The organism is Curtobacterium caseinilyticum, from assembly GCF_030363035.1.
Taxonomy (GTDB): domain Bacteria; phylum Actinomycetota; class Actinomycetes; order Actinomycetales; family Microbacteriaceae; genus Curtobacterium; species Curtobacterium caseinilyticum.
Window position 1 is genome coordinate 185920 of the sequence record NZ_JAUCMN010000008.1, and the last position, 10241, is coordinate 196160.

Genomic DNA, 10241 nt, shown 5'->3' on the forward strand with positions numbered 1-10241 from the left:
CGATGCCGGTGGACTCACGCCACCGTGGCGAGCGCGAACGGCAGCACGGCCGAGGCGCCGGCACGCCGGAGCTCCCGCCCGGCGACGGTCACCGTCCACCGGCTGTCGACCAGGTCGTCGACGAGCAGCACCGGCCCCTGGTGCGACCCCAGCGCCGAGGCCAGTGCGGGATCGACCACGAACGTGTCCCACACCCCGGCCAGCCGGTAGGCGCTGTTCGTCGCACCGTCCCCTCGAGGCTCCCCGCCGCTCCGCCCGAGCGTCCCGAGGAACTGCAGCCGCCCGATGGACGCCAGCGCCTGCGCCAACGACCCGACGAGCTCCGGCCGCGACCGCGAGGACATCGCGACGACACCGGTCGGACGCTCGGCCCAGGGCCAGTCCTTCAGAGCGCGGATGCACCCGTCGACCAGTTCGCGGGACACGGGACCGTCCGGAGTGGTGGCGGAGAACAGCGCGCGGAGCGGCCCGCCCCAGCCGAGATCGGTGAGCCGGGCGACGGCCCGGCCCGGTTCGACGAGCTCACCGGCCGGGATCTTCCCCTTCACGGCCACGCCGAGCGAGGACATGCCGGACGGCCACTGGGCGCGCGGCGCGATCTCGACGCCGACCCGGTCGAGCGCGGCGGCCGCACCGGAGGTGTCCGACTCCGAGATCGACGTCGGGTACCAGACGCCGGCGCAGTTGTCGCAACGCCCGCACGGTTCGGCAGACGGGTCGTCCAGGTCCTGCTGCAGCAGCTGCATGCGGCAGGCCGAGGTGGACTCGTACGCGAGCATCGAGGCTGCCTCGGCCTCGCGCGCGGCGGCGACGCGTTCGTAGCGCGCGGCGTCGTACTGCCACGCCTGACCGGTCGACACCCATCCTCCGGCGACGCGGTGGACGGCGCCGTCCACGTCGAGCACCTTGAGCAGGAGCTCGAGCGTCGACCGCTTGATGTCCACCAGGCCCTCGAGCGCCACGGTCGACATCGCCGTGTCGGTGGAGAGCGCGCTGAGCACGGCGGACGCCCGGGCCTCGGTCGGCATCGACGCGCTCGCGAAGTACTGCCAGATCTCGCGGTCCTCGCGGCCGGGCAGCAGCAGCACGTCGGCGTTGTCGGTGGCGCGGCCGGCGCGACCGATCTGCTGGTAGTAGGCGACGGGCGACGAGGGTGCACCGACGTGCACGACGAACCCGAGGTCCGGCTTGTCGAAGCCCATGCCGAGCGCACTCGTGGCGACGAGCGCCTTGAGCTCGTTGCCCTTGAGCTGCTGCTCGAGCTGCTCGCGTTCCTCGGTGTCGGTCCGCCCGGTGTAGGCGCGGACGGCGTACCCGTTCTCGCGCAGGAGCCGAGCGATGTCCTCGGCCCCCGAGACGGTCAGCGTGTAGATGATGCCGCTGCCGGGCAGGTCCCCGAGGTGCGCGAGCAGCCACCCGAGGCGCTGTCGGGCGTCGGGCAGCGTGAGGACGCCGAGCCGCAGCGACGCACGCGCGAGCGAACCGCGGATGGTGAAGACCGGGGCATCAGGGCCGGCGGTGAGCTGCTCGGCGACGTCCTCGACCACGCGCTCGTTCGCCGTGGCGGTGGTGGCGAGCACCGGAACGCCGGAGGGGAGCGACCGGATCAGCTCGGCGAGCCGACGGTAGTCCGGGCGGAAGTCGTGTCCCCAGTCGGAGATGCAGTGCGCCTCGTCCACCACGAGCATCCCCATCCGGGCGATCAGCGTCGGCAGCTGCTCGTCGCGGAAGCGCGGGTTGTTGAGCCGCTCGGGGGAGACGAGGAGCACGTCGACCTCGTCACGCGCGAGGGCCGCCTGCGTGTCGGCCCACTCGTGCGCGTTCGCGGAGTTGATCGACACCGCGCGGACGCCGGCGCGGGCGGCCGCGGCGACCTGGTCGCGCATGAGGGCCAGCAGCGGCGAGACGAGCACGGTCGGGCCGCCGCCACGTCGCCGCAGCAGCAGCGTCGCGAGGAAGTACACGGCCGACTTGCCCCATCCGGTGCGCTGCACCACGAGGGCGCGCTGCCGGTGTTCGACCAGCGCCGAGATCGCCTCGAGCTGCCCCGGGTGGAAGACCGCGTCCGGACGCCCGGTCAGGGCGGCGAGGGCCGCCTGTGCTTCCGCAGCGATCTCGGCGGACGGCGGGGCCGCCGCAGGAGCAGGTGAGCCGACGGACGAACCGACACCGAGACCAGACATGACCCCATGCTGTCAGCACCCGCCGACGCACCGTGCTCCGTCCCTCCAGGCCGTGGAGACCACGACAGGACGCGACGCCGCTACTGGTACGTGATCAGCGACGGCGTCGGCTGCACGTCGGCCATCGTCTGCTCCGGCGTCAGCATCGGCGTGTCCTCGTCGTAGAAGTTCTTCCAACCCCAGTGCACGCCCTCCGGTGCGTCCTGGTGCAGCGCCTTCCACGTCGCCTGCTTGTCCGGCTGCGAGCCCTGCCCGTCCACGTGGATGAGGACGTCGAGCTCAGGGTGCGACGCGAGGGAGGACCGGTCCTGGATCATCGACAGCCGGAACTGGTGCAGCACGAACGCCTTCGGCGGCAGCCCCTTCGACCGCACCAGGTCGGCGAGCCACGAGGACACCTCGTTCACCTCGGACGCCGACACGCTGCCGATCTGCTGCAGGGGCACCTGGTCCGCGGTCAGTCGCCACTCCGGGTCGAGTGCGAGCCAGACGTTCGGCTTCGCGAGCAGCGACTCGTACCGCTTCGCCTGTGACAGGAAGTCGGACCGCCCCGGCTGCAGGTCGAGGATGACCGGCATCCCGGCGTCGCTCGCCGCGTCGACGTACGGCTCGAGCGACGACGCCGGCAGCTCGGTCGAGTAGTCCCCGTCCGCGCCGGCGTCGCCCGCTGCGACGGTGGCGATGACCTCCATCGCGGGCGTGACCGGTTCGTCCCCGAGGCCGTCGTACTCCTTCGTCGTCGACTCGGCCCGACGGACGGTCGCGGACGGGTCCTGCTCGCCGAGCACGCCGAGCACCGGCGCTCCGGGTGCCCCGTAGAGCGCGACGTACCGGTGCCCGTCGAACGGACGCTGTCCGCCGTGGGGCAGCTGCCAGCCGCTCTCCGCCGCGCGCACGGTCCACTCCGGGTCGGGCAGGTCACCGAACGCCGTCCCCACCAGCACCGTCGGGTGCTCCGCGCGCTCGTGCAGCGCCGTCACCACGTCGGGCGCCGCCGCCGGGTCGGTCACGCCGTCCGGCATGACGACCACGCGGGCTCCGGCCGCCTCCGCCGTCGCCACGGACGCGGCGTCCGCGTCGCGGTCCGCCACGACGACCGTCGCCGGACGGGAGGCACTGCTCGACCCCGGCGCGTCGCCCCGGTCCGGCGCGTCCTGCTCCGCCACGTCGGTGTCGACCGACACGTCGCCCTCGGCCTGGTACCAGTCGGCACCGAGCCGCCGCAGCTCCTCGCCGACCTCGCCACCGCCACGGGACGTCGCGCTGGCCGAGGCGCTGGTGCCGTCGCCGGCGCCGCCGTCACCGGCGTCGCCGTCGTCGTCGGTGAGCAGGACGGGCACGTGCGCCGAGCGGGCGGCGCTCGCCGCCTGCTCGACCGCGGCCGCATCGGACGCCGGGGCGACGACCGCACCGGGAGCCGACGCGAACAGCGCCCGGCTCGTCGCGACCGACCGAGCCGAAGCGTCGTCCTGCGCAGCGACCGCCACCGACCCTGCGGCGGCCTTCGCCAGCCGCGCGACGGTCGGCTCCGGCTCCGAGGACGTGCACCCGGCGGCACCGAGCAGCAGCCCCGAGACCGAGAGTACGAGCAGGACACGGGTGGGACGACCGGAACGCATCGGGCCACCATACGGAGGTGCCGGACGACACCCTGGGAATCCGACGGGTGTCGTCTCGTAGACAGGAGGCATGCCACCAGCACCCGACGACGACCGCCCGCTCATCGGAGGCGTCGTCGCACCCGAGGTGCACTGCGCGACCCTCAACGTGCGGCGGCGCGTGCCGCGACCGGTGGGTCACCCGGACGCATGGGAGCACCGCCGCGACGCCGTGGTCGCGCTCGTCACCTCCGAGGAGCCCACCGTCCTCGCCGTCCAGGAGGCCCTGCCCACCCAGACCGCGGACCTCACGTCTACCCTCGGGTCGCGCTGGGAGCCCGTGGTCGTCGGACGCGGACCGCGCGGCGGTGGCGAGGCGGTCGGGCTGTTCCTCGACCGCGAGCGGCTCGACGTCGTGGAACGGCGGACCTGGGCGCTGTCCCGCACGCCGTCCCGACCCGGCTCGCGGTCCTGGGCGACCGCGTTCCCGAGGCACGCGGTCGGCGCCGTCGTGCGCGACCGCGCCACCGGCACGCACTTCGCGGCGGTCGCCACGCACCTCGACGTGGCCTCGCCGTGGGCTCGTCTGCGCGGCGCGCAGCTGCTCGGGCGGATCGTCCGCGAGCGCCGCCTGCCCGCCGTCGTCATGGCCGACTGGAACTGCCCGGCCGGGTCGGCGCCCTGGCGCGCACTGGCGGAGGCGGGGGTGGTCGACAGCTGGGGACGAGCCTCCAGGCAGGTGGGGGAGGCCTACGGAACGTACCCGCACTACGGGAGTCCACGCGTCGGGGGCCGGCGGATCGACGGGGTGCTCGTGACCGAGGACGCCGTGGTCGACCGCGTCGCCGTGGACGTGCGCCGGCCGGACGGCGTGTGGCCGTCCGACCACGCGGCCGTGCATGCGGTCGTGCGGTGGGCCTCGTGATCCGCTCGCTCGGGCTGACCTTCCTCCGGCGGCGGTTCCTGCCGGCGGACGTGGTGCGGGTCCTGACGCTCGTGAGCATCCCCGTGGCGACGATCGGCTGGGGGAGCACCTCGTTCGCCGTGATGTCGCTCGCGCTGTTCGGCGTGGTCCTCCCGCGGATGCTCGGGCTCCGTCCGGCGTTCGACACGGCGGTCTGCGTGCTCGTGCTCGTCGCCGGGTGGTCGAGTGCCCTCGAGTGGTACACCTCCGTGTTCCTCTGGGACAAGCTCATCCACGTCGTGCTGACCGGGCTGCTCGCGGCGCTGCTCGCGGTCATCGCCGCGGACCTGCGGCTCGTGCCGCACGCGCCGGACGCGGGGCGTGTGACCGTGTCGCTCCTGGTGTTCACCGTCGGGCTCGCGATCGGGTCGGTGTGGGAGATGTGCGAGTGGCTCGGACACAACTTCGTCGACTCGGCGATCTACGTCGGGTACGACGACACGATCGGCGACCTGGCCGCGGACGGGCTCGGCGGGCTGCTCGTCGGGTTCGCGCTGCCGTGGCTGGCGGCGGAGCGGGAGATCGTGCACCCGCCTCGAGACGGGACGCAGCGCTCGCCGAAGCGGTGACGCTGGCTGTGTCGCCGCGGCACGGGCGGCGACGCGGCAAGGACGGCGACGCGCCGTGGCACGAGCAGGCTCCGGCGTCCGCTATGCTTGACGGGCTGCTCGCGCTCCGGTCGGACGCGGCGGTGGGGTCCCGGCAACGGGGCTCCGAGCCCGTCAGGGCTCACGGGCTGTGGCGCAGCTTGGTAGCGCACTTGACTGGGGGTCAAGGGGTCGCAGGTTCAAATCCTGTCAGCCCGACCGGAAGAAGCCCCGACGGAACGCAGGTCCTGTCGGGGCTTCCGTCATGTCCAGCCGCTCGGCCGTTCGTCGTTCCGGTGTTCCCGCCGGTGAGTGCGGCCCCGCCCCTCGCGTTCCCCGGATACGAGGTGGACGCACAGGCGTTCTCCCGGTTCCGTGCCCTACGGTGCCAGGAAGCGCGGATGCGTGAACTCTCCGGACCGGTCGAAGGATCGCTCACCACAGAAGGTCGGTCCACGATGACGACCACTCCGCTCGCTCCCGGCTACACCCGGACCCGCCCCGGGACCGGCAGCCGCAACGGCACCTCGACCTACTCCGCCCTGCTGGCGCAGGTGAAGGAGAACGGGCTGCTCCGCCGACGCACCGGGTTCTACTGGTCGCTCTTCGGCAGCCTCGTCGCCGGTCTGGCGCTCGCCTGGGTCGCCTTCGCGTTCCTCGGCGAATCCTGGTTCCAGCTCATCGTCGCCGGGGCGCTCGGCGTGCTCTTCACGCAGTTCGCGTTCCTGTCGCACGAGGCAGCACACCGCCAGGTCTTCACCTCACAGAAGTGGAACGACCACGCCGGCCGCTGGCTCGGCACGTTCCTCGTGGGCCTGAGCTACTCGTGGTGGATGAACAAGCACACCCGCCACCACGGCAACCCGAACACCGTCGGCAAGGACCCGGACATCACGCCGGACGGCATCCGCTTCCTCCCCGAGGACGCAGCAGCCGTCCGTGGCCCGCTCATGCGCACCTTCATGCGGTTCCAGGGATGGCTCTTCTTCCCGCTGCTGACGCTCGAGGGCCTGAACCTGCACCGCTACGCCGTCGTGTCGATCGTCACCGGCAACGGGACCAAGGCGGACGTGAAGCACCGGTGGATCGAGGGCTCGTTGCTCGTCGCCCGCTTCGGCATCTACCTGACCATCGTGTTCTGGTTCCTGCCGTTCGGGATGGCGTGTGCCTTCCTCGGTGTGCAGCTCGCGGTGTTCGGCGTGATGATGGGCGCGTCGTTCGCCCCGAACCACAAGGGCATGCCGACGATCGCCCACGACGCCAAGGTCGACTTCTTCTCGCGGCAGGTCCGCACCTCCCGCAACATCCGCGGTGGCTGGTGGGTGTCGTTCCTGATGGGCGGCCTGAACTACCAGGTCGAGCACCACCTGTTCCCGTCGATGCCGCGGCCGGCGCTGAAGCAGGCCCGCCTGCTCGTCCGTGAGCACTGCGACACCCTCGAGGTGCCGTACACCGAGACGACGCTGCTGCGGTCGTACGGCATCGTCGTCCGGTACCTCAACCGGGTCGGCCTCGCGGCGCGCGATCCCTTCGCCTGCCCGATGGTGGCACAGCTCCGCATCCACTGAGGCACCCCGCAGGGCGGCGCGACCTGCCGGCTCTCGAACGGCACCTCGTTCCACGGGACACCGTGGTGCGAGGTGCCGTTCGTCGTGCCACGCCGTCCGTCCATCCGCCCTCCCGGACCGCCGCCTGCGGGATGTCGCAGGTCTGCGCGGGTTCCCGCACGGACCCCCGTGCGGGGGGCGGTCCCGGGTTAGCGTCGGCTGCGACCACAGTCCGCAGCACGGTGAACGGGGCCGCATGCTCATCTCGAGCGACACGACGGGGACGACGCCGGAGCGCGCTCCCCACCACGACCTGACGAGCGTCACCGACGCCGGCCTGGCCACGCCACCGGCCGTCGAGACCTCGGTCCTCGACGGCCTCGCCGCCGTCGCCGACCGTGCGCCGGCATCGCTCGCCCTCGTCGACGAGCACGGTGAGACGACCCACGGAGAGCTCGACCGGACGGCACGCGCCCTCGGCCTCCTGCTCCACGAGCGCCTGACGCCCGACGACCGCACCGGTCGCGGGGTCGGCACGGAACCCGGGGGAGCGCCCGTGCCCGTCGGCACGATGGTCGGCCACGGTTCCGCGTCCGTCATCGCGCTCCTCGGTCTCCTGCACGCCGGCCGCGTCGTCGTCGCGCTCGACCCGTTCCTGCCCGAGGCCCGGCTGCAGCACGTGATGGCGCTCGCCGGGATCGTCGACGTCGTCGCGGACGCCGAGCACGCCGACCGTGCGGCCGCCCTCGTGCCCGAGCACGGCCGCCTCCTGTCGTTCGACGACCTGGTGGCCGAGGCGCGCACGGCCGCGACGTCCGGGGCGGACATCGCCGTCGTCCCCGGCGCCCGCGACCGCGGCGGCCTCGACCCGATGGTCGTCATCTTCACGTCAGGGTCCACCGGCGCGCCGAAGGGTGTGACGATGACGCACCGGCAGATCGTCGTCGACACGGTGGCACAGCGCGAGTCCTTCCGTCTGGTACCCGCCGACCGTGTCGCCTCGGTGCTCCCGCACGGCTTCGCCGCGGGCTTCACCCTCGTCCTGTCCGCCCTGCTCGCCGGCTCGTCCGTGCACGTCGCCGACCCGCGTCGGACCGGCGTCGACCGCCTGGTGTCGTGGGTGCACGACGCGCGACTCACCACCCTGCACACGACGCCGCACCTGGTCCGGTCGATGACCGGCGCCCTCGACCGGTCCGACGACCGGCTCCGTGCCCTGCGGATCGTCGCCACGGTCGGCGAGGCCGTGACCGGCGCGGACATCGCGGGACTGCGTCCGCTGCTCGGCCCCGACACGTCGTTCTGCAACTGGACCGGGTCGAGCGAGACCGCGGTCTACGCCGTGAACGAGATCCGCGCGACCGATCCGGTCCCGGAGCGCAGCGTGCCGTCCGGCAGGATCGTCACCGGCAAGCGCATCGAGGTCCGTCGTCCGGACGGCTCGCTCGCCGACGTCGGCGAGAGCGGCGAGGTCGTCTGCATCTCCGACGCCATGACGAGCGGCTACTGGGGTGCCCCGGACGTCACCGCCACACGTGCCGGCACCGCGTCGGACGGCACCCCGACGTGGGCGATCGGTGACCTCGGCCGTTTCGACGAGCAGGGCATGCTGACGCTGCTCGGCCGCGCCGACGACGCCGTCAAGGTGCGCGGCTACCTGGTCGAGCCGAGCGAGGTCGAGGCGGCGCTCCGGACGGTCGACGCCGTCCAGGAGACCGTGGTCGTCGCGGTCAAGGCCCCGCCGGCCCCGACCCGGCTCGTCGCGTACGTCGTCAGCCGACCGGGTCGACGATCGCCGTCGCCCGCCGCCATCCGGAAGGCCCTCCGCGACCTGCTGCCGGACTACATGGTGCCGACGTCGATCGTCCCGGTCACGGCGCTGCCCCGCAACGAGCGCGGCAAGGTCGACCGGTCGCAGCTGCCCGAGGCCCCGGCACTCGGCACCACCGTCGGCGAGGACGGCGCGGAGATCGGAGAGGAGACCTACGACCAGTGGCAGCTCGCCGTCGGGCAGATCTGGGCAGAGGTGCTCGGCCTGCCGACGGTCGGTCCGCTCGAGCTCCCCGCGGTCGGCCTCGACAACGACTTCGCAGCGCTCGGCGGTGACTCGTTGTCCGCCGAGGAGATGCTGGCCGCCGTCGCCGACCGACTCGGGGTCGACCTGCCGTCCGCCGAGCTGCTGGAGCACCCCACGCTCCGCACCTTCACCGCGCGCATCCGCCGCGGCGCCGCGGCGACGCCGAGCCACCCGGACATCGTCACGCTCGCCGAGCGGAACGGGAACGACGCCGAGCCGCTCTTCTGCATTGCCGGTGCCGGTGCACTCGCGCTGACCTACGTCCCGCTCGCGCGACACCTGGGGGACCGCCCGGTGCACGCGTTCCAGCAGCACGGCCTGGAGCGGCGCTCCGTGCCGGACTGGAGCGTCCGTGCGATGGCCCGCCGGTACATCGAGCTCGTGCGCGTCGTGCAGCCGCGCGGTCCGTACACGCTCGTGGGGCACTCCTTCGGCGGGCTCGTCGCCCTCGAGATGGCCGCGATCCTGACCGAGGCCGGCCACGAGGTGCGGCGCGTGGTGCTCCTGGACACCTACCTGCCGGAGCAGGCGGCCGAGCAGGCGGACGTCGTGGAGTTCGGCGAACTCGACCTCGGCCGTCCCGCCCCGCGCACCGTCCCGGGAGCGCTCCGGCGCATCGCCGACCGGACGGCTGCGCTCCGCAGCCGTGTCGTCGCTCCCTTCGGGCAACTCGGCCGGCACGCGCGCGCCTACGGAGCGGGGGTCTTCCGGTGGGACGGGCAGCGCCAGTTCCGGGCGTTCTTCGACCACGCGCTGGTCGTGTCCCGTGGGTACGAGCCCCGGACGTACCGCGGGGCGGTCACCCTCGTCGTCGCCGACGGCAACGAGTCCGGCGCGGCCCGCTGGGCACGCTTCCTCCGGGGCGACGTCGACGAGGTCCGCGTCCACGCGGAGCACAGCTCGCTGCTGCGCGAACCGCACGTCGCGCAGGTCGCGACCCTCCTGGCAGAGCGGCTCGCGTCCGCCTGAGCGGCTGTGGACGGACGGGAGGCGGTGCACCCCACGGGTGCGCCGCCTCCCGTCCGTCGTCGGCTCCGTCGGCGACCGCGGCGGCCGGGTGCGCTGGCGCACCGCCACTGTCCGGTTGCGCACCACGACCGGCCCGACCGGGCCTGTACGGGGGACAGGATCGGCCCGTGAAGCCCGTTTCCTGGGGAATTGCCGGACACAGAACGGGGGACGTGACGATCCTCGGTGGCAGCCCGTCTCATCCGTGAACAGCAACCGCTGGGAACGTGTCCTGGCGGGCATCGAAGGGAGCACACCATGGCTGACACCACCACGA

The 10241-nt window shown here is 73.1% G+C and carries 6 protein-coding genes and 1 tRNA gene; 5 read left to right on the forward strand and 2 right to left on the reverse strand.

Annotation, left to right across the window (positions count from 1 at the left end; all coding sequences use genetic code 11):
- Window positions 1–14 precede the first annotated feature (14 nt).
- Both QUG93_RS12665 and QUG93_RS12670 read right to left on the reverse strand, forming a co-directional pair.
- A complete protein-coding gene (locus tag QUG93_RS12665; RefSeq protein ID WP_289474407.1) occupies window positions 15–2183 on the reverse strand; it encodes a RecQ family ATP-dependent DNA helicase in 2169 nt (722 codons plus the stop codon).
- A gap of 80 nt (window positions 2184–2263) precedes the next feature.
- Window positions 2264–3802, reverse strand: coding sequence for a hypothetical protein (locus tag QUG93_RS12670; RefSeq protein ID WP_289474410.1), 1539 nt, complete (start codon window positions 3800–3802; stop codon window positions 2264–2266).
- 70 nt (window positions 3803–3872) lie between these two features.
- On the opposite strand from QUG93_RS12670, the gene QUG93_RS12675 reads away from it, so the two are divergent.
- The 5 genes from QUG93_RS12675 to QUG93_RS12695 all read left to right on the forward strand — a co-directional run bounded on the left by QUG93_RS12675 (window position 3873) and on the right by QUG93_RS12695 (window position 9925).
- Window positions 3873–4706 carry an endonuclease/exonuclease/phosphatase family protein gene (locus tag QUG93_RS12675; RefSeq protein WP_289474412.1) on the forward strand — a complete coding sequence of 278 codons (834 nt, stop codon included), beginning with the start codon at window positions 3873–3875 and terminating at the stop codon, window positions 4704–4706.
- Window positions 4694–5314 (forward strand): DUF2238 domain-containing protein, encoded by a 621-nt coding sequence (locus tag QUG93_RS12680; protein WP_289474413.1) that lies wholly within the window; start codon window positions 4694–4696, stop codon window positions 5312–5314. The genes QUG93_RS12675 and QUG93_RS12680 overlap by 13 nt, the downstream gene beginning before the upstream one ends.
- Before the next feature lie 163 nt (window positions 5315–5477).
- Window positions 5478–5551 (forward strand) — tRNA-Pro (locus QUG93_RS12685).
- Window positions 5552–5790: 239 nt separating this feature from the next.
- Entirely contained in the window at window positions 5791–6900 is a 1110-nt protein-coding gene (locus QUG93_RS12690; RefSeq protein WP_289474414.1) for a fatty acid desaturase family protein, read from the forward strand.
- 235 nt (window positions 6901–7135) lie between these two features.
- Window positions 7136–9925, forward strand: coding sequence for a non-ribosomal peptide synthetase (locus QUG93_RS12695; RefSeq protein WP_289474416.1), 2790 nt, complete (start codon window positions 7136–7138; stop codon window positions 9923–9925).
- The last annotated feature ends 316 nt before the right edge of the window (window positions 9926–10241 follow it).